This window comes from Arthrobacter sp. 10N44_2 (assembly GCF_056394385.1).
The window spans coordinates 241,120-264,443 of sequence record NZ_JBFTHT010000001.1 but is presented as its reverse complement, the minus strand read 5'-3'; the positions used below and the strand labels follow the sequence as shown (position 1 = coordinate 264,443).

Genomic DNA, 23,324 nt, shown 5'->3' with positions numbered 1-23,324 from the left:
CCCAGTACGAAGTACACCAGCAGGTCAGTCCAGGCCCCGTTTCGGTTATCCACATGACCGGTACGGGGCCTGTTCTATGTCCGGGGAACCGGGAACGATGGCGGAATGGTAATCATGCCCCGCGCTCCCACCGCTCCGCCGGATCCGGGCCGGCACGCCCTGGTGCCGGGGACTCCAAGTCCAGGTCCGGGGCCGGAACACTGCGAGCTCTACTCCCCCGGCGCGCTGTTCTCCTGGCCGGAGCTGCAGGCCATGGCCGCCGACGGCGTGCTGACGCAGCTGTATCAGCGCGGCTACCTGCCGCCCGGATCCCATGCCAGTCCCCAGCTTCGCGCGCGGGCCGCGGCCCTGGTGGTGGCGCCGGCGATCCGGCAGCGGGTCGTGGCTGGCCGGATGACCGCGGCATGGATCTATGGGTGTGCCACGGAACCGGACCGCCTGGCGCTGCTGGTTGACGCCAACCGGCGGATTTCCAGTCTGCGGTCCGTGCGCGGCTGCACCTTCCACGAAGTTCGGCTGGGGCCGTTCGACGTCGTGAGCATGGGAGGCCTGATGGTGTCCAGCCCGCTGCGCACGGCGGTGGACGTGGCGATGCACGTGGACGCGGAGCGGGCCGTGCCGGCCCTCAGGGCGCTGTTGGCTCGTGCCGAGCTGGGCGTCCGCCTGCGGCTGCTCAGGCTCGCCGTGGAGGCGACTCCGCGCGTTCCGCATAAGCGGGCGGCCCTGGCGAAGCTCGCCGCCCTCGCGGCAGAGCCGGAGGCGCCAGAAGATCCCGTCCAGTAAGCCTGGACCGAGGCCTGAACTGCCGGGTCAGCTGCGGCGGCGGTTTCCGGTGGTGCGGTACACGTCGAAGACGCCGTCGATCCTGCGGACCGCGCTGAGCACGTGGCTAAGGTACTTCGGGTCGCCCATCTCGAAGGCAAACTTGGAGATTGCCACCCGGTCCGTGGACGTGTGCACGCTCGCCGCCAGGATGTTGACGTGGTTTTCCGAGAGCACCCGGGTGACGTCGGAGAGCAACGATTTGCGGTCCAGCGCCTCGACCTGGATCTCCACCAGGAACACGCTGGACTGTGTGGGGGCCCAGTCCACCTCCACGATCCTGTCCGGCTGGTCCATCAGGCCGCTCACGTTGGTGCAGTCGGTCCGGTGCACGGAGACCCCGGAGCCACGGGTGACGAAGCCCAGGATCGGATCCGGCGGGACCGGCGTGCAGCACCGGGCGAGCTTGACCCAGACGTCGTCCACGCCGCGGACAACGACGCCGGAATCGGAGAACCGGGCCTTGCTGACCTGGGTGGGGATGGAGACCTCGGTGAGGGCATCGTCCGGGTGCTCATTCCCGCCCAGGCTCTCCACCAGGCGTTCCATCACGGACTGGGCGGAGGTATGGCCGTCGCCCACGCCGGCGTAGAGCCCGGAGATGTCAGCGTATTTGAAGTCCTCTGCGATCGCAGCGAGGGCGTCGTGGGTCATGAGCCGCTGCAGTGGGAGGTTTTGCTTTCGCATCGCTTTGGTCAGGAGGTCCTTGCCGCGGTCAATCGCTTCCTCGCGGCGTTCCTTGCTGAACCATTGCCTGATCTTGTTCCGGGCCCGGGCACTCTTGACGAAGTGCTGCCAGTCCTGGCTGGGGCCGGCGCCTTCGGCCTTCGAGGTGAAGATCTCGACCCAGTCGCCGTGGTTCAGTTCGCTGTTGAGCGGAACGAGCTTGCCGTTGACGCGTGCGCCGATAGTCCGGTGGCCCACCTCGGTGTGCACGGCGTACGCGAAGTCGACGGGCGTGGACCCGGCGGGGAGTGCCATGACCTCGCCCTTGGGGGTGAAGACGAACACTTCCCGGGCGTTGATTTCAAAGCGCAGGGAGTCAAGGAATTCGCCGGGGTCCGACGTTTCCTGCTGCCAGTCCACGAGGGAACGCAGCCAGCCCATGTCGCCGTCGCGCGGGCTGCCGGGGCCGGCCGCCGTCCGGTTCGGCTGGTCCTTGTACTTCCAGTGCGCGGCGACGCCGTACTCGGCCCGGCGGTGCATCTCGTGGGTGCGGATCTGGATTTCCACCGGCTTGCCGCCGGGACCGATCACCGTCGTGTGCAGCGACTGGTACATGTTGAACTTGGGCATCGCGATGTAGTCCTTGAACCGCCCGGGAAGGGGGTTCCAGCGCGAGTGCATCGCGCCCAGGGCCGCGTAACAGTCCCGGACAGAATCGACCAGGACGCGCACTCCCATGAGGTCGTTGATGTCGTCGAAGTCTTTGTCGCGGACGATCATCTTCTGATAGATCGAGTAGTAGTGCTTTGGCCGCCCCGTGATCGTGGCCTTGATCTTCGCGGCCCTGAGGTCCTCGGTGATCTGGTTGCGGATGACCGCCAGGTTCTTTTCGCGTTCCGGGGTCCGGTCCCCCACCATGCGCACGATTTCCTCGTACACCTTGGGATAGAGGGCAGCGAAGGACAGATCCTCCAGCTCCCACTTGATGGTATTCATGCCAAGCCGGTGGGCCAGCGGCGCGAAGATTTCCAGCGTCTCCCGGGCCTTGCGGGCCGAGGACTCAGCCGAGACAAAACGCCACGTACGGGCATTGTGGAGCCGGTCGGCGAGTTTGATCATCAGGACGCGGATGTCCTTGGCCATCGCGACGACCATCTTGCGCACAGTCTCGGACTGGGCCGCCTCACCGAAGCTGACCTTGTCCAGCTTTGTGACGCCGTCCACCAGCATGGCCACTTCCGGACCGAACTCGGTCTTGAGGTCGGCGAGGGTGTAGGACGTGTCTTCGACGGTGTCGTGCAGCAGGGCCGCGGCCAGCGTGGTGCCGCTGAGGCCGAGTTCGGCGAGGATGGTGGCCACCGCGACGGGGTGGGTGATGTACGGGTCGCCGCTCTTGCGCTTCTGGCCCCGGTGGCAGCGCTCGGCGACCACGAAGGCACGCTGGATGAGATCGAAATCCTCTTTGGGGTTGTTGGCGCGCACAGTGCGCAGCAACGGCTCCAAAATCGGCGAGTAGGCCGGAGTGCCACGGCCCGTCAGCCGGGCAAGGCGGGACCTCGTGCGCTCGCGCCGGCCGGGAAAAGTGGGCCGGGCACCGGAGTTGTCCACCGGCACGGGAACATCGGGGCGTCCGGGAACCACCAGGCCAGTCTGTGAACCCTGGCCTTGGCCCTTGTCCGCAGGTGCCTCCGGCACCGGCGTCGAACGTTCTTCCAATGGAGCACCTCTCGCGACCGGTTAATTATTCAAGTGTATTCCCGCAGCAGGATACTTCGATAACCGGCGGGGATACGGCGACGGGCCGGAGGCCGTCGAAAACGACGGTCTCCGGCCCGTTTGTGGCCGCTGGGGACGGTTCAGGCCGTGGCGGGCGACGCCGGCGACTCGGCCTTGGCTGCTGCGTCAGCACGCCTCTGTTCCACCCGTTTGGCCTGCTTGACCAGGTCGGGTTCGCCCTGCCGCAGCGCGGCGTAAAGCGGAGCCGCGATGAAGATCGTGGCGGCAGTGCCCACCAGGATGCCCACGAACAGCGCCAGGGACAGGTCCCGCAGCGTTCCGGCACCGAGCAGCCCGGCCCCGATGAAGAGGATCGCGCCGACCGGCAGGATGGCCACCACCATGGTGTTGATGGACCGGACCAGGGTCTGGTTGATGGCGAGGTTGACCTCTTCGGCGAAGGTCCGCCGGGTGGAGGCCTGCATGTCCGAGGTGTTCTCCCGGATCTTGTCGAACACCACCACGGTGTCGTACAGCGAGTAGCTGAGCACCGTGAGGAAGCCGATGATGGCCGACGGCGTTACTTCGAAGTCGCTGAGGCCGTAAACACCGGCGGTCACGAACATCGTGACGGCCATGCCGACAAGTGCCGAGAGCGACATCTTCCAGGTCCGGAAGTAGAGCGCCATCAGGACGGCGGCCAGGCCCACAAAGATTGCCAGGCCCATCAGCGCCTGCTTCGTGACGTCCGCACCCCAGGTGGGGCCGACGAAGGTCGAGGTGACTTCGTTATCGGTCACACCGTAGGCCTTGGTGAGGCCTTCCTTAATCTGCAGCGTCTCGTCGTCGGAGAGCTTGTCCGTCTGGATGCGCATGGTGGTACCCGCGACGTTAGCCACGCGCGGCACGGATCCCGACACGACGTCCTTGACGGCCTTCTCGCCGAGGGAGGCCTCGGTGGTCTTGACGTTGGAGACCGTGAACTCGGAGCCGCCGCGGAACTCGATGCCGAGGTTGAACCCACCCTTGGCGACCGGGATCAGGATGGAGAGGGCGACGGCGATCCCGGCAATCAGGAACCACAGCTTCCTGTAGCCGACGAAGTCGTACGAGCGCTTGCCCGTGTACAGCTCATTGCCGAATGTTGAGAAGTTGACCATTTACTTGCCCTCCTTGGACGCGCTCTTGGAGGTACCGGCGAGCTGTGCCTGTTGTGCCTGCTCCTGCTTTTCGGCGAGGCGGCGTTCTGCAATGGTCATCCGGCGTTCTGCCTCGGCGGCGGCGCCGGTGTTCTTCGCGCGCACCACTGCCACGGGCTTGTCCTCCGGGGTCCGGACCCGGCCGGCACCGCGGTACAGCGGGACGGCGCCGAGGCGCTTCGGGTCCAGGCCCGAGAACCGGTGGCCTTCGCCGAAGAACTTGGTCCGGGCCAGCAGCTGCAGGGTGGGGTGGGTGAACATGAAGACGACGATGAGGTCGGCTATCGCGGTGAGGCCGAGGGTGAACGCGAAGCCGCGGACGTTGCCCACCGCCACGAAGAACAGCACGACGGCCGCGAGGAGGTTCACGGCCTTGGACGCGAGAATGGTGCGCTTGGCCCGCTTCCAGCCGTTTTCGACGGCCGAGACCAGGCCGCGGCCTTCGCGGAGCTCATCGCGGATGCGTTCGAAGTAGACGATGAACGAGTCGGCTGTCTGGCCGATGGCCACGATCAGGCCCGCGACGCCGGCGAGCGAAAGCCGGTAGTTTTCGGTCCAGCCGAGGATGGCGATGGCCAGGAACGTCAGCACCCCGGCGATCACGAGGGATGCCACGGTCACGAGGCCAAGGGCCCGGTACTGGAACAGCGAGTAGACAAACACCAACAGGAGGCCGATCACGCCGGCGAGCATACCCATGCGGAGCTGCTCACCGCCGAGGGTTGCCGAGATCTGCTGTTCGCTCTGGATTTCGAAGCTGATCGGCAGGGCACCGAAACGGAGCTGGTCGGAGAGGGCCTTGGCCGACTCCTCGGTGAATCCGCCGGTGATCTGCGGCCGGCCGTCGGTGATGACGGCGAGGGAGCGCGGGGCGGAGATGACCTGGTCGTCCAGGACGATTGCGAACTGGGATTTCGGATCCGAGCCGGTCTGGCCGCCGCCGGCGGCGTAGAACTGGTACAGGCGCTCGGTGATTTCCTTGAACTTGGTGGTGCCCGCGTCATCGAACTGGATGTTGACGGCCCATTCATTGGTCACGGCACCCTGGGCGCCGCGCTGCAGCTGGAACGAGGAGGACTTGATGTTCGAGCCCTTCACCTCCACCGGACCGAGGATGTACTTGATGGCCGGCGACTTGGCCGAGGCCGGCTCGCAGGTCACCAGCGGCTTGGTCGGGTCGGAGCGCTGCTGCTTGTCCTGGGAGGGGTTGTCGCAGTCGAGGGCCTCGAACTGCTTGTAGACCTCGGGGGTAATCCAGTTCTCGTCGCTGCTGTTGGCGGGCGCGGCTGTCGGCTTCGGCAGCTGGGCATCCGGGGTCCTGGAGGCGGCGGGGACCGCTGCGCCGGGGCCGGTCTGGATGACCGGGCGGAAGTTCATGTCGGCGGAAGCCTGGATCAGCGCACGGGTTTCCTTGGCAGGGGTTCCCGGGAGGCTGACGACGACGTTGCGGCCGGACTGCGTGCTGATTTCCGCTTCCGCGACGCCCGAGCCGTCCACGCGCTGGCGAATGATCGCCACGGCCTGGTTGAGCTGGTCTTCGGTGATACCCGAACCGCCCTCAACCTTGGGCGCCAGGATCATCTGGGTGCCACCTTCAAGGTCCAGTGCGAGCTTTGGAGCCCAGCCCGCCTGGCCGGCCATCGTGCCGCCCGCCAGGACAGCCGTCATGGCGGCGATGATTACGCCAAGCCAGACCAGCATCCTGATGGCTGAGTTTTTGGGGCCAGTTCGTGCCATTGTCGATCTTTCTATTATTTACGGCGGATCCGCCGGCGCGGGCTCTGGGCCCCGCCGACGGATGCCCGCAACCGTTGCTTCGCGGGATAGCTCAGGTAGGCAGACTAGCTGTCTTTTTTGCCTTCGTCGTTGAGGCGGCGCAGGGTTTCCTCGGGCGTTTCGGTGCGCGGCGCGTCGTGGACGGGGGCGCTGGCGTCGGTCCCCTCAGCACCCAGCTTCTCGGTGGTCAGCGAGGACGCGTCGTCGGGAACGACCGTGGGCTCCTCGGCGGCGACAACCGGCTCCACAATTTTGGTGACGGCCTGGCGGTGCACCGTGGCCGTGTTGCCCGGGGAAAGCTCAAGCGTGACCTTGTTCTCCGCTTCGTCAATGTCGACGATCCGGCCGAACAGCCCGAAACTCGTCATGACCTCGACGCCCGGGCCGAACTTCGACTGGAGCTGCGCCTGCTGCTGCTGCGTTTTCTTGTTGCGGCGGAACATCATGAAGACGAACACGCCAAGCATCACGAACAGGAGAATTGTCATTAGATCCAAGGGGAAAGTTCCGTTCTGTACTTGCATAGCTGTTTTTCAGCAACGTCCGTTTGCTCCTGACGGCGCGGGCAGGGGTCTGCGCAGCAAACTGGCCGCGAGACCGTCCCCCAGACCGCCGGCGGCTACCTGCTCTCCGCCCACGGAAACAAAACCCGGACGTGCCGAGCGTCATACCAGTCTAAAGGGAAAAGCTGAAAGAACGGTGCTAGCGGCTGTTTCGGATCCACTGAGGATCGGTTTCTTCGCCGAGATCCCCAGCGGACCCGCCGATCGGGCTCTCGCCCGGCTCGTCGGCCTGGAACAGTTCCAGCGGGTCCTGGCCGAAGGCGCCGGCCGGAATGGCGAAGCCCAGGTGCGTCCATGCCGGCGCCAGGGCTATCCGGCCGCGCGGCGTCCGGCCCAGGAGTCCTTCGCGCACCAGATAGGGCTCGGCGACCGTTTCCACGGTCTCCGTTTCCTCGCCGACGGCGATCGCGAGCGTGGACAGGCCTACCGGGCCGCCGCCGAACTTGGTGATGAGGGCCTCGAGAACGGCACGGTCCAGCCGGTCCAGGCCCCGCTTGTCCACCTCATACATGTCCAGGGCCGCGGAGGCCGCCCGCGCGTCGATTTGCTCGATGCCGTGCACAAGCGCCCAGTCCCGGACCCGGCGCAGGAGCCGGTTGGCGATGCGCGGCGTGCCCCGGGACCGGCCGGCAATCTCGCTGAATCCGGCGGAGTTGACCTTCAGGTCCAGCAGGCCGGCGGAGCGGCGCAGGACCAGTTCCAGCTCCTCGACGGAGTAAAACTCGAGGTGGCCGGTGAAACCGAACCGGTCCCGCAGCGGGCCGGGAAGGAGGCCGGCCCGCGTGGTGGCGCCGACGAGCGTGAAGGGCGGCAGCTCCAGCGGAATGGCCGTGGCGCCGGCGCCCTTGCCGACGACGATATCGACGCGGAAATCTTCCATCGCCATGTACAGCATTTCCTCGGCCGGCCGGGACATGCGGTGGATTTCATCCAGGAACAGGACCTCGCCCTCAGAGAGTGAGGACAGGATGGCCGCAAGGTCGCCCGCGTGTTGGATGGCCGGGCCGCTGCTGATCCGCAGCGGAACGTTCATTTCGGCGGCGATGATCATGGACAGTGTGGTCTTGCCCAGGCCGGGAGGGCCCGAGAGCAGCACGTGGTCCGCGCTGCGCCCACGCATGCGCGAGGCCTCCAACACGAGGGAGAGCTGCTTGCGGACCCGGTGCTGGCCCACGAAGTCGTGCAGGTTCTTGGGCCGCAGGGCGGCTTCGATGACCCGCTCCTCCGGTTCCTCTCCCCCGGCGACGATCGACGGCTCAGCCACGCGCGCCTACCCGGTTCCCGGCGCGGGCGCCGTCCTGGCCCAGCCAGCGCAGCGTCGCGCGGAGAATCTCCGCCACATTGCCGTTCGCCGCGAGGTCCGGGGAATCGGCAAGGGACTTGTCGATGCTGGCCGTGGCATCCTTTTCGGACCAGCCCAGGCTGGTCATCGCGGCCACCACCTGCGGCTTCCAGACGGATTCGGCGGACACGGCCGCGACAGGCGCGCCGGCGGTGCCGTGCGGCACAAGCTTGCCGGCTAGTTCGAGCACGATCCGGCCGGCCACCTTCGGTCCGATGCCGGGGACCTTCGTGAAGGCCTTGCCGTCGCCGGAGTGGGCGGCCACCCGGATGGCTTCGGGCTCGTGGACGGCCAGCACCGCCAGTGCGAGGCGGGGACCGACTCCGCTGACGCTGAGGAGCACATCAAACACCTCGCGTTCGTCATCGCTGGCGAAGCCGAACAGGGTCAGCGAGTCTTCCCGCACGATCAGGGACGTGAATAGCTTTCCCTCCTCACCCACCCGGAGGCCGCTGAGGGTCTGCGGTGTGGCGTTGACGCTCATGCCGGCGCCGTTGAGGTCGATCACGGCGGAGGACAGGCCAACATGCGCAACGGTTCCACGAAGAAAACTGATCAAGGCCGGGCTCCTGGTCTAACTGGCGTCTACAACTGGGTGATGAAAGAACGTACAGCCGGGCACGCCGGCTATCCGAACATATCTACGAATACCCTACCAAGCCCCGCGGCGTCACAGCCGGACATTCAGCGCGCACGGCGCGCTTTTGCCTCCGCGTCCGCCCACGCCCGCTGCGCCGGAGTGAGGGACTGGCTGCCCGGCCCAGTCGTGGCTACGGCGGCCCCGCTGCCGGCCCGCCAAGCGTGGGTGATGGCCAACGCAAGGGCGTCGGCGGCGTCGGCAGGGCGCGGAGGCGCGTCCAGCCGGAGGATCTTGGTCACCAGCTTGGTGACCGCATCCTTGTTCGAGGTCCCGCTTCCCGTCACGGCTGCCTTGACCTCGGACGGGGTGTGCAGAGCCACCGGGATGCCACGGCGCGCGGCGGCCGCAATGACCACACCGGAGGCCTGCGCCACCCCCATGACCGTGCTGACGTTGAGCTGGGAAAAGACCCGCTCCACGGCGAGGACCTGGGGTTCGTAGCGGTCCAGCCACTCGTCGATGGACGTGGCGATGACCAGCAGCCGCTGGTCCAGGCTCTCCTCGGGTGAGGTGCCCACAACGCCGAAGGCCACCAAAGTGGCCCGCCGGTTCCGCTCGACGTCGACAACGCCGATCCCGCAACGGGTGAGGCCCGGGTCGACCCCCAACACGCGCAGCGTCACGGTTGGGCCGTCAAGACCGGGCCCCAAAAGTCACGTTTGGGTGAGCGGGTCACTCGGCTTCCAGTGCGGCCTGCACTTCGTCGCTGAGGTCGGCGTTGCTGTACACGTTCTGGACGTCGTCGAGCTCTTCCAGGGCGTCCACCAGCTTCATGAACTTCTTGGCGGCATCAAGGTCCAGCGGCACCTGCATGGACGGCACAAACTCGGCCTCGTCGGTGTCGTACTCAATGCCGGCTTCCGTGAGGGCATCGCGGATGGCCTGGAGGTCGGTCGGCTCGGAGTGGATCTCGAAGCTGTCGCCGTTGTCCTTGACTTCCTCGGCCCCGGCATCCAGCACGGCCATCAGGACGTCGTCCTCGGCCAGGCCGTTCTTCGGCAGCGAGACGACGCCCTTGCGGGAGAAGAGGTAGCTGACGGAGCCGGGATCGGCGATCGTGCCGCCGTTGCGGGAGATGGCGAGCCGGACCTCGGAGGCGGCACGGTTCTTGTTGTCCGTGAGGCACTCGATCAGCAGCGCGGAACCCTGCGGGCCGCGGCACTCGTACATGATTTCGGTGTAATCGACGACCTCGCCGGTGAGCCCGGCGCCGCGCTTGATGGCGCGGTCGATATTGTCAGCGGGCACCGACGTCTTTTTCGCCTTGGTGACGGCCAGTTCCAAGCTGGGGTTGCCGGAGAGGTCGGGGCCGCCCATGCGCGCGGCGACTTCGATGTTCTTGATCAGCTTGGCGAACGACTTGGCCCGGCGGCTGTCAAGGATGGCCTTCTTATGCTTGGTCGTCGCCCATTTGGAGTGGCCTGACATGCTTTACGCTTCTCCTCTGATCATTCGAATAAACAGTTCATGCACGCGCTTCTCCCCCGTCACTTCCGGGTGGAAGGAGGTGGCCAGCAGCTTGCCGGAACGCACTGCAACAATTCTAGCCGTCCCGTCCAGGGATTCGGGGTGGCCGGCTTTGGACGGTTCCACCTGAGCAAGGACTTCGACGCCGTCGCCGACGCGCTCCACCCAGGGCCCGCGGATAAAGACGGCGTGGACCGGGGCCACTGCCCCGCCCGCGGCGCTGAACCCTAACCCCATGAAGTCCAGGTCCGTCTCGAAGGACTCGCGCTGCCGGCCGAAGGCGTTGCGGCGCACGGTGATGTCGAGTCCGCCGAACGTCTGCTGCGGGTTTCCGGCCAGGTCCTTCGCCGGGTCCGCGATCTCGTCCGCCAGCAGGATCATCCCGGCGCACGAGCCGTAAACGGGCAGGCCGGCCTGGATGCGTTCGCGCAGCGGATCCCGGAGCCCGAAGATCCGGGAGAGCTTGTCGATCGTGGTCGATTCGCCGCCGGGGATGATGAGCCCGTCCAGGCCGTCGAGTTCGGCGGGACGCCGGATCCCGACGCCGGCGGCGCCGGCGGCTTCCACGGCATGCAGATGCTCCCGGAAATCGCCCTGCAGCGCCAGGACGCCGATCCGGAGCCCCGTTCCCACGCGGGATTCAGGGGAAAAAGAGGGGGTGGTCATCCCCACAGCATAATGCTCTGCGCCTGCACGGCACGCATGGAAGACGCATGCAACGGCACCGGGCGTCCGGGTTCCATGCCGCTGCTGGGATATATTACAGAGCATGCTTTACTTCAGCGTTCCGCTCGGCAAGTTCGTCCGCCGGGTCTCCCGGCTCAGGGGCGGAGGCTCGGCCCTCCCCGGGCTTGTGGTCGAAAAAATCGACCCCGATTTCATGCGGCGGACGCTGTCCACGCTGCCGCTGGGGGTCGCCGTCGTCAGTGGCACGAACGGGAAGACCACCACCACCAAGATGGTCGTGGAACTGCTCGAGAGCCAGGGACTGAGAGTCTTCACCAACCGCACCGGCAGCAACTTCACCCGCGGCGTGGCCGCGGCCCTCCTGGGCGAGGTCGACTGGCGGGGCCGGCTCGATGCCGACGTCGCGGTCCTGGAACTGGATGAGGCGCATGCCGTCCACTTCGTCAACAAGGTCCCGCCGCGGTACAGCCTCCTGCTCAATGTCCTTCGCGACCAGCTGGACCGGTTCGGCGAGATCGACAAGACCGCCGAACTGCTCCAGCACATCGCGTCCAAGACCACCGGGACCGTGGTCCTGAACCGGGAAGACCCGCGCGTCGCCCGGATCGCCCAGACCCTGGACGGGCCGGAGGTGCTCTACTTCGGGCTCGACGATTCGCTGCTGAGCACCTTCCCCAACGACGACGACATGCGCGCGGCGCCGGGCAGCCCGGTGCCGGCCACCCCCGCCCGGCCCGCCGCCGACGTCGTGTTGCGCCGAGTGGGCGCCGACGACGCCGATTTCGAGTACGACGGCGCGACGGTCACCACGGGGATGAAACTGCGCGGCGTCTACAACATCTTCAATGCCGCCGCCGCGCTGACCCTGGCCCGCGGCGTCTCCGGCGCCCGCGGCACCGGGACCGACCAGGCCGGCCTGCTCACGGCGCTGTCCAAGGTGGCGCCGGCGTTCGGCCGCGGCGAAAGCCTCGTGGTCGATGGCCTGCCGCTGGAACTGGTCCTGGTCAAGAACCCCAGCGGTTTCCGGCTCGGCCTCAAATCGTTCCCCGCCGCCGGGTACGCCACGATGATCGCGATCAACGACAACTACGCCGACGGCCGGGACATGTCCTGGCTGTGGGACGTCGAATTCGACACGCTCCGCGACGGCGGCGTGGACCAGCTCACGGGCTCCCGCGCGTATGACATGGCGCTGCGGCTGCAGTACGACGACGTCGCGATCGGCGCCGTCGACACGGACATTGCGCCGGCACTGGCAGCGTTCATCCGCGGCGGCGAGGGCAAGCCGAAGAGGATCTTCTGCACCTACACGGCCATGCTGGCCATCCGCCGCGAGCTGTCCAAAATCACCACAGTGGAGGTGGTCTCATGACCCCCGCGTCCCCCGAATCCCCCGAAACCCCGCACGAGCTGTCCTTCGGGCACGAACTTCCGCCCGAAGATTCCGCGGCCCCCAGCAAGGGAACCATCCGGGTCCTGCAGCTCTACCCGCGGGACATGAACATTTACGGCGACTGGGGCAACGCCCTGGTCCTCGCGCAGCGCCTGCGCTGGCACGGCTACACGCCGGAACTGCTCGAGTACAACGTTGGTGACCCGTTCCCGGCAGATGTGGACCTGATTGTCGGTGGCGGCGGACAGGACAGCGGACAGCTCGTCATCCAGGACGACCTCCTCTCGCGCGAGTCCACCCTGAAGCAGATGGCCGACGAGGGCACCCCGATGCTCGTGATCTGCGGGCTGTACCAGCTCTTCGGGAAATTCTTCAAGACCCGGCTCGGGTCGGTCCTTCCGGGCATCGGCATCCTGGACGTGGAAACCCACGGCACCGACGAGCGCCTGATCGGCAACGTCACGGTCTCCTCCCCCGAATTCGGCAACATCCTCGGCTACGAAAACCACAGCGGCCAGACCACACTGGGACCGGGCGTCGAACCGCTCGGGACGACGGCCAAAGGTACCGGCAACAACAGCACGGACGGCCAGGAGGGAGCCCGCTACCGCAACATCGTGGCGAGCTACCTGCACGGCTCGCTGCTGCCCAAGAACCCGGCTCTCGCGGATTTCCTGATCCGGACCGCCGTCGAACGCAAATACGGCAGCTTCACCCCGGGCACGCCGGATGACTCCTACGCGGTGCTGGCGCGGGAACACGCCGCCCGCCGGCCCCGCTGACCCAGGTGGCAGGCGCCGAGGGCGGCACGGTCCGGATTGGGCGCGACACCCCGGAACGCGAGGACGTCCTGCGGCTCCTGGGCGAACACCTCGCCGACATGTACGCGACCTCCCCGCCGGAAAGCGTCCACGCCCTTGATCCTGCCGCCCTGGCCGGACCCGGCATCAGCTTCTGGACCGCCCGGCAGGACTCCCGGCTCCTGGGCTGCGCGGCGCTGAAACACCTGGCTCCCGGCGACGCCGAGATCAAGTCAATGCGCACCGCGAATGCAGCCCGCGGGCGCGGCGTTGCGTCGGCGCTGCTCCGCCACCTCCTGGCCGAGGCCCGGCACAGCGGCTACGAACGCTTGTTCCTGGAGACGGGGAGCCAGGAGTTCTTCGCCCCCGCACGGCGGCTGTACGAGCGGCACGGCTTCACGGACTGCCCGCCGTTTGCCGGCTACGAAGCCGACCCCAACAGCGTCTTCATGTCTCTGCTCCTGGACGCCGGGTAGCTGCCCGGCAGCCTTCCATGGGCCCCGCCTGCCGTCATCGGGTCCGGACGAAGGCCAGGACATCGCGCGGCACCCGCCGGCTCGATCCTGCCCGGATATGGCCCCATCGCTCGTAGACGATCAGGGTGCAGTCTGGAATCAATTGCGCGGTCTCCTCCGCAACCGTCCTCGGGAAGAACGCGTCCCGGCCGCCGCAGAGCAGCAGGACGGGCGGACGAATGAGCGGCAGTACCGCCCGCGCATCGAACGCGAACTCGGCCCGCGCCTCCGTCAGGACGTCCGCGGCGGGGCATCCGGAGGGGTCCAGTACGCGCCGGCCGACGACAGGTCCCAGCAGTTCCCGCAGCCAGCGGGTCCGCGGCCCCGGTAAGAGGTACTCGGCCAGGACCGTCCCGGCGCGGCCTGGGTCTCCGGCAGCGACGGCGGCGGCCATCCGCTCGTCCACGTCCTTGCCCCACGCGCTCAGTTCGGCCGCCGTGACCACCATCGCGATGTGCCCGAAGGACTCGGGATGGCGGGCGGCCAGGTACTGCCCGATCATCCCGCCGAATGACTCGGCCACCACCAGGCCGACCCGGCCGCCGAACTCCTCGGCGATCAGCTGGGCGTAGTCGTCGGCCATGTCGGCGCTGGTGTGCGACGCCGGCATGTTCCGCCGGCGGGTGACAATCCAGATGGCGTACCCGGCCTCCTGATAGGCGGCAAACTCCCGCCGGAACAGTCCGCGCAGCACCCCCTGGGGCACGAAGCTCCCCGGTCCGCCCTGGACGAACAAGAGCGTCTTCGGGGCCCGGCCCCACGTCAGGTATTCCATCCCGTTGCTGAACGTCCCGCTCCGGGATTCCCGCTCCCGCCGGTTTACCCGGGCCATGGCGCCGTCCTACGGTGTTATCTGAGTCGTCGGCTGCGGCTGCCGGAGCAGCTCCGCGAACTCCGCCGGCCGGGATGCCGGCCACCAGTGGCCGCTGTCCACCCGGATCACCGTGAGGTCATCCACCCAGGAATCCAGTCCGTCCACGAGGCCCGGCGACAGGAAGGAATCCTTCAGCGGCACCACCACCTGGACGGGCAGCGTCACGCGGCCGCCGGCCGGCCGGTTCACCGCCGAGAAGAAATTTGCGCGGTAAAGAGCCAAGCCGCGGATGGGATCATCGCCGACGTCGCGCTTGGCCATCTGCCCGTAGCGTTTCGTGAGGAGGAGGCGCCAGGCGGCCTCCGGCAGCTTCGGCACAAGGAACGCGGCGATGTACCAGCTGCGGGCCAATTGTCCGGCCAGCTGCGGCCACGCCCGGGGACGTGCATACCGGCTCCGCACCCAGCGGGCGAAGTGCCGCAGGTCCGGGCCCGAGATGGACGTGTACCGGCCGATCAGGCACGCGGCCCTGGGGTCCTGGACGGCGGCCCAGCCCTGGATCGAGCCCCAGTCATGGCCCACAAGATGGACATCCGCGGCTCCGACGGCGGCCAGCACGGCGAACATGTCATCCACGAGCGTCTTCAGGGTGAAGTCCCCGGGGAGGCCGACGACGGCGGATGCGCCCGCGTTCCGGGTGTCGTAGGCGACCACGTGGTGGCTTCGGGCCAGATCACGGATGGCCGGCAGGAAGACCTGATGATCGTCCGGATAGCCGTGCACCAGGAGCAGTGTCGGCACTTCGGGTCCCGGCTCCCTGCCATACTCGAACACTGCAAGCTCAGCCCCGCTGGACGCGACGGTGCTCCGCCGTTCGTTGATCATCTCCATGCTGCCCAAGCTTAGGACCCCGGGGTGAGAATAAGCTCATGGGCGCCCGCCGCCGCGGCGCCCATCGACTCCAGCACGGCCGCGGTGCGCAGGCGCGTGGCTGCGTCCACCGCCGTTCCGGCGCAACGGCCCTGCGGCGCGTCGGCCGCCACCGAACACCAGCGGTAGGGTCCGCGGACCATCACCGACGGCGCCCAGGCCAGGTCCGAGGCGGCCCAGAACCCGGACGCGTCCTGGCTGAACTGCACCCGGACCAACAGGCCCTCGTTGTTGACCACGAACGACGGCGAGAGCTCGGTGATGCCGTTGCCGAGCCCGTACACAATCCAGGTTCCCTTGTACTTTTCGATCGGCAGCACCGAATGGCTGTGGTGGCCGTAGATCAGGCTGAACAGGCCGCTGTCCACGAGCGCATGGGCGACGTCGCGCTGCTGGGTGTTGGGCTCGGCTGAGTACTCTTCCCCGGCGTGCATGACCCCCAGCACGATGTCCGCGCCCAAAGCCTTGGCCTTGCGTGCTTTGGAAATCATGGCGTCGGGATCGAGCAGGTCGACCTGCCAGGGCTGCTCGGCGCGCAGCCCGTTGAGGCCGTATGCGGCATCAATGACGGCGATTTTGGCCGCGGCGGTCTGCAGGATCAGGATGCCCTGGGACTCTGCCTCGGTCCGGTACGAGCCCGTGTGCCGGAGTCCGGCGGCGTCGAGGGCGTCCAGGGTACGGACGAGTCCCGCGGTGCCGCGGTCAACGGTGTGATTGCTGGCGGTCGTGCAGGCCTGATAGCCCACGCCGCGCACGGCGGTGATGATCTGCGGCGGAACGTTGAAGGAGGGATACCCGGAGAATGGTCCGTCCGGGCCGGCCACCGGGGTCTCCAGATGGCAAATCGCCACGTCGCTCTGCTCGATGTAGCGCCGCTGGCCCTCCAGCAGCGGCCCGAAGTCCAGCCCCGTCGCGCCGGCGGCGCGGGCGTCCTCGCGGGCCTGCTGCCAGAGCTGGGGGTGGACCAGCATGTCCCCGGTGACGAGGACGGAGGCGCACCGGGCGGCCGCACAGCCTGGCCCCTTCCCGGGCGTCGGCGTCGGCGTCGGCGGCGGGGTCGGAGTCGGGGTCGGAGTCGGAGTCGGGGTGCCCGACGGCGGCTGGGTAACGTCGGACGTTCCCCCGGTACCGCCGGCCGTGGGACCCGGGGGCTTATCCGGCCCGGCGAGGAGTCCGCAGGATGCCAGCATCGACCCGAGAACAACGGCCGTTGCTGCGGTCAGGATCCGGCCCCGCGGCCTCGCGGTCGTGTTCTCCATGCCGCTCATCCTATGGTGGGCGGCATCACAACACACGGAGCCGATCGTTGAGAAGCGGCCGCCTGCATGAAAGAGTCATTTCATGACCAATCCCCTCCTGAGCCCCAGCACCCTGCCCTATGGACTGCCGCCGTTTGCGGATATCGACGACGCGCACTACGCCGAGGCCGTCGAGGCCGGCCTGGCCGAGCACCTTGCCGAAATCCAGGCCATCGTGGACACCCCGGCGGCCCCGACCTTCGAAAACACGGCCCTCGCCATGGAACGCTCCGGCCGGCTCCTGGACCGGGCCGCCGCGTCCTTCTTCACGCTGGTGTCCGCAGACGCCTCGGACACCATCCGCGACCTCGAGACCCGCCTGTCCCCGCTCTTCGCCGCCCACCAGGACGCCGTCTACCTCAACCGCGGGCTCTACGAGCGCTTCGCGGCGCTGGACGCAACGGTCCTGGACGCGGAGTCCGCCCGGCTCGTGGAGGAATACCTCAAGGAGTTCCGGGCCTCCGGCATCCAGCTCGACGACGCCGGCCAGGAGCGCCTCAGGGACGTCAACGCCGAGCTTTCCCGGCTCGGCACCGAGTTCGGGCAGCGCGTCAAGGAGGGCATGAAGTCCGCTGCCCTGCTGCTGGATGACGCCGCCGACCTCGCGGGCCTGCCCGCCGACGACGTCGCCAGCGCCGCCGAGGCCGCCCGGACCGCCGGGCACGAGGGAAAGTTCCTGCTGACCCTGATCCAGCCGAGCAACCAGCCTGCCATGGCCGCGCTGGCGAACCGGGAAATCCGCCGTCGCCTCTACGAGGCCTCCATCGGCCGCGGCAGCGACGGCGGAAGCTTCGATGTGCTCGACCTGGTCAAGGACATGGTCCGGCTCCGCGCCGAGAAGGGCAGCCTTCTCGGGTTCGCGAACTTCGCCGAACTCAGCGTGGACCGGCAGACGGCACCGGACTTCCAGGCCGTCCAGGCAATGATGAGCCGGCTGGCCCCCGCAGCCGTCCGCAATGCCGACGCAGAGGCCGAGGCGCTGGCCGGGACCGCCGGCCACCCCCTCGAGGCCTGGGACTGGGCGTATTACTCTGCCAAGGTCAAGCGGGAGCGGTATGCCGTGGACGAACAGGCCCTGCGCCCCTACTTCGAGCTGGACCGGGTTTTGAATGATGGCGTGTTCTTCGCGGCAAACGCCCTGTACGGCGTCACCTTCCACGAACGCGCCGACCTCGCCGGCTACCACCCGGACGTGCGCGTCTGGGAGGTTAAGAATTCCGACGGCACGGACCTGGGCCTTTTCCTGGGCGACTACTACACGCGGGAGACGAAGCGCGGGGGCGCGTGGATGAATTCCCTCGTGGAGCAGTCAGGGCTCTTGAACACCCGACCTGTGGTGATCAACAACCTCAACATCTCCAAGCCGCCGGCCGGCGAGCCCACCCTGCTGACGCTGGACGAGCTCCGCACCACCTTCCACGAGTTCGGCCACGCCCTGCACGGCCTGTTTTCCGCCGTCACCTATCCTCGGTTCTCCGGCACGAACGTGCCGCGGGACTTCGTGGAATACCCTTCGCAGGTCAACGAAATGTGGATCATGTGGCCCGAAGTCCTGGCCAACTATGCCCGGCACCACGCCACCGGCGAACCCCTGCCGCAGGAGACCGTGGACAAGCTCAACGCCGCCCAGCTTTGGGGCGAAGGCTTCGGCACCACGGAATACCTCGGCGCGGCCCTGCTGGACCTGGCGTGGCATGTCCTGGACGGCTCTGACATCCCGGATGACGCCGTCGAGTTTGAAGCGAAGGCGCTGGCCGCGGCCGGCGTGGCGCACAGCCTGATCCCGCCGCGCTACCGGACCGGCTACTTCCAGCACATCTTCGCGGGAGGCTGGTATGCCGCCGGCTACTACTCCTACATCTGGAGCGAGGTCCTGGACGCTGACACCGTGGAATGGTTCAAGGAAAACGGCGGCCTCAGCCGCGCGAACGGCAATTTCTTCCGCGCCGAACTGCTTTCCCGCGGCAACAGCCGGGACCCGCTGGAGTCCTTCCGCGCCTTCCGCGGCCGGGACTCGGATCTCGGGCCGCTGCTGAAGCGCCGCGGCCTCGACTAACCCCCGCAGAACGCAAACGACGCCGGGCGGTCACCTAAGAAGGTGACCGCCCGGCGTCGTCGTTCAATCAGAAGCGCAAGGCGAAGGGCGGCGTGATCCGGCAGCGTGCGTAAAAGGGGCCCCGCGCCCCGGGCAGCCGCTCAGCTGCCAACAGGGCGCGGGGAATAGCACGCAGAGGATCAGCGCCGTCCGGCGCCGCCAAAGGCGCGAACGCTACCAGCCGCGCTCGGCGAGGCGGTGCGGCTGCGGGATCTCGTCGACGTTGATGCCGACCATGGCCTCGCCCAGGCCGCGGGAGGCCTTGGCGATCTCGTCCGGGTCGTCGTAGAACGTGGTGGCCTTCACGACGGCGGCGGCACGCTGGGCCGGGTTGCCGGACTTGAAGATGCCGGAGCCGACGAACACGCCGTCGGCGCCGAGCTGCATCATCATCGCGGCGTCGGCCGGGGTGGCGATGCCGCCGGCGGTGAACAGCACCACCGGGAGCTTGCCGGTCGCGGCAACTTCCTTGACCAGTTCGTACGGAGCCTGCAGCTCCTTGGCCGCGACGTAGAGCTCGTCCTCGGCCATGCCGGCGAGCTTCTTGATCTCGGCACGGATCTGGCGCATGTGCGTGGTGGCGTTGGAGACGTCCCCGGTGCCGGCCTCGCCCTTGGACCGGATCATCGCCGCGCCCTCGTTGATCCGGCGCAGGGCCTCGCCCAGGTTGGTCGCACCGCAGACGAACGGAACGGTGAAGTTCCACTTGTCGATGTGGTTGGTGTAGTCCGCCGGGGTCAGGACCTCGGACTCGTCGATGTAGTCCACGCCGAGGGACTGCAGTACCTGCGCCTCGACGAAGTGCCCGATCCGGGCCTTGGCCATGACGGGCACGGACACGGCCGCAATGATCTTGTCGATCATGTCGGGATCGGACATGCGGGACACGCCGCCCTGGGCGCGGATATCGGCCGGAACGCGTTCCAGCGCCATCACGGCCACGGCACCGGCGTCTTCGGCGATGCGGGCCTGCTCGGCGTTGACGACGTCCATGATGACGCCGCCCTTGAGCATCTCAGCCATGCCGCGCTTGACGCGGCTGCTGCCCGTGACGTTCTTCGCGGACGCGCCGGCTTCGCTGCTTACATCAGGTGTAGACACAAAAACCCCTATGGGTAGATAGATGACCTCGCCGGGGCGCGAACGGCACGTTCATGCCGTGTCTCGCACACACCGGATTACCGGATCCATTGGCCGGTAAAGCTAATACTATCCCCCGGCCGGGGCGCGGCAGAATTCGGGTTACAGCAGTCGAATCTCGCGCGGGGACAGGGATTCGGCGCGGCCGCCGGGGTGCCGCCTGGCGCCGTCAGGCGGGACGTTCCGTGGCGGTACCTTCGGGTTCCGCCAGCGACTGGCGGTGCACTGTCACGATGCGCTGGATCACCGTCACCAGGCTTGCTGTCGCGAGAAGGCACAGCGTCACGAAGAGCACCACCGGGGTCAGGCCCAGTCCGGTGAGCCCCGTGACCACCAGCACGGACACGAGGCGCTCGGCGCGCTCGGCGATGCCCACGTTGGCGTGGAAGCCCAGGGCCTCGGCCTTGGCCCGCGCATAGGAGACCACCATGCCGAGCACCAGGCAGAGAATCGCGGCGACGGCGACGGCCGGGTTGGCGCCGCCGGTGAAGAACCAGACGGCGACGCCGGCGAACAGGGCACCGTCGGCCACGCGGTCAAGGGTGGAGTCCAGGAAATTGCCCCACCGGCCGCCGCGGTGCTGCATCCGGGCCATGATGCCGTCAATAACGTCGGAGAAAATGAACGCCGTGATGAACACGGTCCCCCAGAAGAGCTGCCCGAGCGGGTAGAACACGAGAGCGCCGATCACGACGCCGAGCGTGCCGACCACGGTCACGGCGTCGGGAGAGACCCCGATCCTCAGCAGCCAGCGGGCAACCGGGGAAAACAGGGCGGTGAAGAAGCCCCGGGCGTGCCTGTTAAGCATCCTGCTCCCCCGCTGTGTCCTGCGGCGCGGGCATTTCCTGCGGCCACGCGTCGGCGACCTGCTGACGGACCTCACCGAGGGTCTGCGTGACCGCCTTTGTCTGGGCAATGATGGGGAAGAAATTTCCATCACCGCCCCAGCGCGGCACCACGTGCTGGTGCAGATGGCCGGCGATGCCCGCCCCGCCGGTGACGCCCTGGTTCATGCCCAGGTTGAAACCGGAAGGGTTGGCGACTTTGCGCAGCACCCGCATGGCCGTCTGGGTCAGTTCGGCGAATTCCGCCGTTTCCTCGACCGTGAGGTCCGTGTAGTCCGGGATGTGCCGGTAGGGGCAGACCAGCAGGTGGCCCGGGTTGTACGGAAAGAGGTTCAGCACCACGTAGCTCGTCCTTCCCCGGTAGACGATCAGGGAGTCCTCATCGCCCCGCTCGGGCGCGGCGCAGAACGGGCAGTCGTCCGGGTTCTTGAACTGATGCTGGCCGCCCTTGATGTACGCCATCCGGTGCGGCGTCCACAGGCGCTGGAAAGCGTCCGGGACCCCGGCCAGGCTGAAGTCGTCCGTCACGGCGTGGTCGCCCGGATACTCCGGCCCGGCCCCTGTGGTTTCCTGCACGCGCTGCCCTTCCGTCTGCCTAGCTGGTCCGGTTTCGGACAGCGTCGACGATCCGCTGTACGGCCTCGGACACGGGCACGCCGTTGTCCTGGCTGCCGTCGCGGAAGCGGAAGGACACGGCACCCGCCTCGGCATCGTCCCCGCCGGCGATCAGCACGAACGGGACCTTGTCCTTGCTGGCCGTGCGGATCTTCTTCGGGAAACGGTCCGAGGAGATGTCCACCTCGGCGCGGATGCCGGCCGCCTTGAGCTGGTCCACGACGTCGAACATGTAGTCGTTGAATGCCTCCGCCACCGGGATGCCCACCACCTGGACCGGTGCCAGCCAGGCGGGGAAGGCACCGGCGTAGTGCTCGGTGAGCACGCCCATGAAGCGCTCCACCGAGCCAAACAGGGCGCGGTGGATCATCACGGGCCGCTGCCGGGTGCCGTCGGCGGCCTGGAACTCGAGTTCGAAGCGTTCGGGCAGGTTGAAGTCCAGCTGGATGGTGGACATCTGCCAGGTGCGGCCGAGCGCGTCCTTGGTCTGGACGGAAATCTTGGGGCCGTAGAATGCCGCTCCGCCCGGATCCGGGATGAGCTCGAGCCCGGAGGCTTCGGCCACCTCGGCGAGGGTGCGGGTGGCTTCGTCCCATGTGGCGTCGTCGCCGACAAACTTGTCCTCGTTCTTGGTGGAGAGCTCGAGGTAGAAGTCGTCCAGGCCATAGTCCTTGAGCAGGCCGAGGACGAAGTTCAGCGTGCTGGTGAGCTCGTCCTTCATCTGCTCGCGGGTGCAGTAGATGTGGGCGTCGTCCTGGGTCATGCCCCGGACGCGGGTCAGGCCGTGCACCACGCCGGACTTCTCGTAGCGGTAGACCGAGCCGAACTCGAAGAGCCGCAGCGGCAGTTCGCGGTAGGAGCGGCCGCGGGACCGGAAGATCAGGTTGTGCATGGGGCAGTTCATCGGCTTGAGGTAGTAGTCCTGGCCGGGCTTGCGCACGGTGCCGTCCTCGTTCAGTTCCGCGTCGATGTGCATTGCCGGGAACATGCCCTCGCGGTACCAGTCCAGGTGGCCGGAGACTTCGTAGAGGTGGCCCTTGGTGATGTGCGGGGTGTAGACGAAGTCGTAGCCGGCATCGACGTGGCGCTGGCGGGAGTAGTCCTCCATGGCCTTGCGGATAATGCCGCCCTTGGGGTGGAAGACCGGCAGGCCTGAGCCGAGCTCATCCGGGAAGGAGAACAGGTCCAGTTCCGCGCCGAGCTTGCGGTGGTCGCGGCGCTCGGCCTCGGCAATGCGCTCCTGGTAGGCCTTGAGCGCGTCCTTGGTGGGCCAGGCGGTGCCGTAGATGCGCTGCAGCTGCTGGTTGTTCTGGTTGCCCAGCCAGTAGGCGGCCGAGGAGCGGGTCAGGGCAAAGGCGTTGGAGATCAGCTTGGTGTTCGGCAGGTGCGGGCCGCGGCACAGATCGCACCAGATGCTGTCGCCGCTCTTGCGGTCCACGTTGTCGTAAATGGTGATGTCGCCGGCGCCGACCTCGACGTTGACGCCCTCGCCGGCCTCGGCGGCGTCATTCTTCCTGCCCAGCAGTTCGAGCTTGTAGGGCTCGTCCTTCATCGCTTCGCGGGCCTCGTCCTCGGACACCACGCGGCGAACGAACTTCTGGTTCTGGTTGATGATCTTCTGCATCATCTTTTCGAGCTGGCGGAGGTCTTCCGGGGTGAACGGTTCCGCGACGTCGAAGTCGAAGTAGAAGCCGTCCGTGATGTAGGGGCCGATGCCGAGCTTGGCGTCGGGGCGCAGCTGCTGCACGGCCTGGGCCATGACGTGGGCCGTGGAGTGGCGCAGGACGTTGAGCCCGTCCGGGGAATCAATGGTGACGGCCTCGACATTGGCGTCCTCGGGAAGGGGCTGGTCCAGGTCCTTCAACTCGCCGTTAACGCGGGCCACAACGACGTCGCGGCGCTCAAAGAAGAGTTCCGCGCCGGTGGTCCCGGTAGTCACCTTGGTCTCTTCGCCGTCGACGAGAAGGGTGATCTGCTGGGCATCTGACACGGGTGTCTCCT

21 protein-coding genes are annotated in these 23,324 nt (G+C 67.5%); 5 read left to right on the top strand and 16 right to left on the bottom strand.

Going from position 1 to position 23,324, the window contains the following annotated elements:
• Positions 1-105: 105 nt before the first annotated feature.
• Entirely contained in the window at positions 106-783 is a 678-nt protein-coding gene (locus AC1DBX_RS01260) for a hypothetical protein (protein WP_476930898.1), read from the top strand.
• Between the two features lie 27 nt (positions 784-810).
• Here AC1DBX_RS01260 and AC1DBX_RS01255 read toward each other — a convergent pair whose 3' ends face one another.
• The 9 genes from AC1DBX_RS01255 to pdxT form a co-directional block, all read right to left on the bottom strand.
• On the bottom strand, positions 811-3,129 hold the full coding sequence (locus AC1DBX_RS01255; protein WP_476849343.1) for a RelA/SpoT family protein: 2,319 nt from the start codon (positions 3,127-3,129) through the stop codon (positions 811-813).
• A gap of 215 nt (positions 3,130-3,344) precedes the next feature.
• Positions 3,345-4,364: a protein translocase subunit SecF gene (gene secF, locus AC1DBX_RS01250; protein ID WP_230008622.1), complete on the bottom strand. Its 1,020-nt coding sequence runs from the start codon at positions 4,362-4,364 to the stop codon at positions 3,345-3,347.
• The gene (secD, locus tag AC1DBX_RS01245; RefSeq protein WP_476858410.1) at positions 4,365-6,140 is read right to left on the bottom strand and encodes a protein translocase subunit SecD; all 1,776 of its coding nucleotides are present in this window, start codon (positions 6,138-6,140) and stop codon (positions 4,365-4,367) included.
• A 104-nt stretch (positions 6,141-6,244) separates the two neighbouring features.
• Positions 6,245-6,667 carry a preprotein translocase subunit YajC gene (gene yajC / locus AC1DBX_RS01240; RefSeq protein WP_476849317.1) on the bottom strand — a complete coding sequence of 141 codons (423 nt, stop codon included), beginning with the start codon at positions 6,665-6,667 and terminating at the stop codon, positions 6,245-6,247.
• 214 nt (positions 6,668-6,881) lie between these two features.
• Positions 6,882-8,006: a Holliday junction branch migration DNA helicase RuvB gene (ruvB, locus tag AC1DBX_RS01235; protein WP_476871604.1), complete on the bottom strand. Its 1,125-nt coding sequence runs from the start codon at positions 8,004-8,006 to the stop codon at positions 6,882-6,884.
• The gene (ruvA, locus tag AC1DBX_RS01230; protein ID WP_018773177.1) at positions 7,999-8,643 is read right to left on the bottom strand and encodes a Holliday junction branch migration protein RuvA; all 645 of its coding nucleotides are present in this window, start codon (positions 8,641-8,643) and stop codon (positions 7,999-8,001) included. Before ruvA ends, ruvB begins: the two co-directional genes overlap by 8 nt.
• A 125-nt stretch (positions 8,644-8,768) precedes the next feature.
• Positions 8,769-9,347 carry a crossover junction endodeoxyribonuclease RuvC gene (gene ruvC, locus AC1DBX_RS01225; protein WP_079554348.1) on the bottom strand — a complete coding sequence of 193 codons (579 nt, stop codon included), beginning with the start codon at positions 9,345-9,347 and terminating at the stop codon, positions 8,769-8,771.
• A 49-nt stretch (positions 9,348-9,396) separates the two neighbouring features.
• The gene (locus tag AC1DBX_RS01220; RefSeq protein ID WP_223916716.1) at positions 9,397-10,152 is read right to left on the bottom strand and encodes a YebC/PmpR family DNA-binding transcriptional regulator; all 756 of its coding nucleotides are present in this window, start codon (positions 10,150-10,152) and stop codon (positions 9,397-9,399) included.
• A gap of 3 nt (positions 10,153-10,155) precedes the next feature.
• Positions 10,156-10,857: a pyridoxal 5'-phosphate synthase glutaminase subunit PdxT gene (gene pdxT / locus AC1DBX_RS01215; protein ID WP_476856804.1), complete on the bottom strand. Its 702-nt coding sequence runs from the start codon at positions 10,855-10,857 to the stop codon at positions 10,156-10,158.
• A gap of 103 nt (positions 10,858-10,960) precedes the next feature.
• Here pdxT and AC1DBX_RS01210 point away from each other — a divergent pair, with 103 nt between their 5' ends.
• Genes AC1DBX_RS01210 through AC1DBX_RS01200 form a run of 3 tightly spaced genes read left to right on the top strand, consistent with a single transcriptional unit; the run spans position 10,961 to position 13,547 of the window.
• Positions 10,961-12,250, top strand: coding sequence for a MurT ligase domain-containing protein (locus AC1DBX_RS01210; protein ID WP_476930897.1), 1,290 nt, complete (start codon positions 10,961-10,963; stop codon positions 12,248-12,250).
• Positions 12,247-13,053: a type 1 glutamine amidotransferase gene (locus tag AC1DBX_RS01205; protein ID WP_476858407.1), complete on the top strand. Its 807-nt coding sequence runs from the start codon at positions 12,247-12,249 to the stop codon at positions 13,051-13,053. The genes AC1DBX_RS01210 and AC1DBX_RS01205 overlap by 4 nt, the downstream gene beginning before the upstream one ends.
• A gap of 5 nt (positions 13,054-13,058) precedes the next feature.
• Complete coding sequence (locus AC1DBX_RS01200; RefSeq protein ID WP_476871607.1) at positions 13,059-13,547, top strand: GNAT family N-acetyltransferase; 489 nt, start codon at positions 13,059-13,061, stop codon at positions 13,545-13,547.
• A 34-nt stretch (positions 13,548-13,581) separates the two neighbouring features.
• Here AC1DBX_RS01200 and AC1DBX_RS01195 read toward each other — a convergent pair whose 3' ends face one another.
• Genes AC1DBX_RS01195 through AC1DBX_RS01185 form a run of 3 tightly spaced genes read right to left on the bottom strand, consistent with a single transcriptional unit; the run spans position 13,582 to position 16,589 of the window.
• On the bottom strand, positions 13,582-14,418 hold the full coding sequence (locus AC1DBX_RS01195) for an alpha/beta fold hydrolase (protein WP_476930896.1): 837 nt from the start codon (positions 14,416-14,418) through the stop codon (positions 13,582-13,584).
• A 9-nt stretch (positions 14,419-14,427) separates the two neighbouring features.
• Entirely contained in the window at positions 14,428-15,291 is an 864-nt protein-coding gene (locus AC1DBX_RS01190; RefSeq protein ID WP_476930895.1) for an alpha/beta fold hydrolase, read from the bottom strand.
• An 11-nt stretch (positions 15,292-15,302) separates the two neighbouring features.
• Positions 15,303-16,589, bottom strand: coding sequence for a CapA family protein (locus AC1DBX_RS01185; protein ID WP_476930894.1), 1,287 nt, complete (start codon positions 16,587-16,589; stop codon positions 15,303-15,305).
• Positions 16,590-16,671: 82 nt separating this feature from the next.
• Here AC1DBX_RS01185 and AC1DBX_RS01180 point away from each other — a divergent pair, with 82 nt between their 5' ends.
• On the top strand, positions 16,672-18,684 hold the full coding sequence (locus AC1DBX_RS01180) for a M3 family metallopeptidase (RefSeq protein WP_476930893.1): 2,013 nt from the start codon (positions 16,672-16,674) through the stop codon (positions 18,682-18,684).
• Between the two features lie 213 nt (positions 18,685-18,897).
• On the opposite strand, the gene pdxS is transcribed toward AC1DBX_RS01180, so the two are convergent.
• From pdxS to thrS, 4 genes are all read right to left on the bottom strand, one after another.
• Positions 18,898-19,824 carry a pyridoxal 5'-phosphate synthase lyase subunit PdxS gene (pdxS, locus tag AC1DBX_RS01175; RefSeq protein WP_026266390.1) on the bottom strand — a complete coding sequence of 309 codons (927 nt, stop codon included), beginning with the start codon at positions 19,822-19,824 and terminating at the stop codon, positions 18,898-18,900.
• A 208-nt stretch (positions 19,825-20,032) separates the two neighbouring features.
• Positions 20,033-20,671, bottom strand: a complete 639-nt coding sequence (pgsA, locus tag AC1DBX_RS01170) for a phosphatidylinositol phosphate synthase (protein WP_223916731.1) — start codon at positions 20,669-20,671, stop codon at positions 20,033-20,035.
• Complete coding sequence (locus tag AC1DBX_RS01165; protein WP_476930892.1) at positions 20,664-21,284, bottom strand: HIT family protein; 621 nt, start codon at positions 21,282-21,284, stop codon at positions 20,664-20,666. Before AC1DBX_RS01165 ends, pgsA begins: the two co-directional genes overlap by 8 nt.
• Before the next feature lie 19 nt (positions 21,285-21,303).
• Entirely contained in the window at positions 21,304-23,313 is a 2,010-nt protein-coding gene (thrS, locus tag AC1DBX_RS01160) for a threonine--tRNA ligase (RefSeq protein WP_476871611.1), read from the bottom strand.
• Between the last annotated feature and the right edge of the window lie 11 nt (positions 23,314-23,324).

Bases quoted from the DNA above. Each gene is read 5' to 3' on its own strand.
- AC1DBX_RS01260 (WP_476930898.1), top strand. From the start codon at position 106: ATGGTAATCATGCCCCGCGCTCCCACCGCTCCGCCGGATCCGGGCCGG.
- secF (WP_230008622.1), bottom strand. From the start codon at position 4,364: ATGGTCAACTTCTCAACATTCGGCAATGAGCTGTACACGGGCAAGCGC.
- secD (WP_476858410.1), bottom strand. From the start codon at position 6,140: ATGGCACGAACTGGCCCCAAAAACTCAGCCATCAGGATGCTGGTCTGG.
- yajC (WP_476849317.1), bottom strand. From the start codon at position 6,667: ATGACAATTCTCCTGTTCGTGATGCTTGGCGTGTTCGTCTTCATGATG.
- AC1DBX_RS01220 (WP_223916716.1), bottom strand. From the start codon at position 10,152: ATGTCAGGCCACTCCAAATGGGCGACGACCAAGCATAAGAAGGCCATC.
- pdxT (WP_476856804.1), bottom strand. From the start codon at position 10,857: ATGACCACCCCCTCTTTTTCCCCTGAATCCCGCGTGGGAACGGGGCTC.
- AC1DBX_RS01210 (WP_476930897.1), top strand. From the start codon at position 10,961: ATGCTTTACTTCAGCGTTCCGCTCGGCAAGTTCGTCCGCCGGGTCTCC.
- AC1DBX_RS01205 (WP_476858407.1), top strand. From the start codon at position 12,247: ATGACCCCCGCGTCCCCCGAATCCCCCGAAACCCCGCACGAGCTGTCC.
- AC1DBX_RS01195 (WP_476930896.1), bottom strand. From the start codon at position 14,418: ATGGCCCGGGTAAACCGGCGGGAGCGGGAATCCCGGAGCGGGACGTTC.
- AC1DBX_RS01190 (WP_476930895.1), bottom strand. From the start codon at position 15,291: ATGGAGATGATCAACGAACGGCGGAGCACCGTCGCGTCCAGCGGGGCT.
- AC1DBX_RS01185 (WP_476930894.1), bottom strand. From the start codon at position 16,589: ATGGAGAACACGACCGCGAGGCCGCGGGGCCGGATCCTGACCGCAGCA.
- AC1DBX_RS01180 (WP_476930893.1), top strand. From the start codon at position 16,672: ATGACCAATCCCCTCCTGAGCCCCAGCACCCTGCCCTATGGACTGCCG.
- pgsA (WP_223916731.1), bottom strand. From the start codon at position 20,671: ATGCTTAACAGGCACGCCCGGGGCTTCTTCACCGCCCTGTTTTCCCCG.